At 57.4% G+C, this 345-nt stretch carries 1 protein-coding gene; it reads left to right on the forward strand.

From position 1 onward, the window contains the following. On the forward strand, positions 1-315 hold a 315-nt coding region (locus tag HX869_RS30605), incomplete at its 5' end, for a GNAT family N-acetyltransferase (protein ID WP_178904133.1). Positions 316-345: the final 30 nt, after the last annotated feature.

Consider the following 345-nt stretch of genomic DNA (forward strand, 5'->3'; position numbering starts at 1 on the left):
CATTTTTACCTGGGCTGCGTGAACGCTGAACCTGTGGTCACCGGCATGCTGGATCTGGCGAACAACGAAATCGGTGCGCTGTTTGTGCTGCCCGGGTTTACCGGACGCGGGATTGGCAAGCAGATACTGGCGTATCTGGAAGCGTTGGCGCAGGAATTGGGGATCGAGGAAGTGATCCTGGACGCGACGTTGAACGCGGCGGATTTTTATCGACGGTGTGGGTATGTGGGCGATGAGCAGGCGATCTACCACTCGCCATCGGGGTTGCAGTTGGCCTGTATTCCTATGCGTAAACACCTGCGCCGTTTGCGCTGACACGGAAAAACTGTGGTGAGGGCGCTTGCT

It is taken from the genome of Pseudomonas sp. P7779, from assembly GCF_013386315.1.
GTDB lineage: Bacteria > Pseudomonadota > Gammaproteobacteria > Pseudomonadales > Pseudomonadaceae > Aquipseudomonas.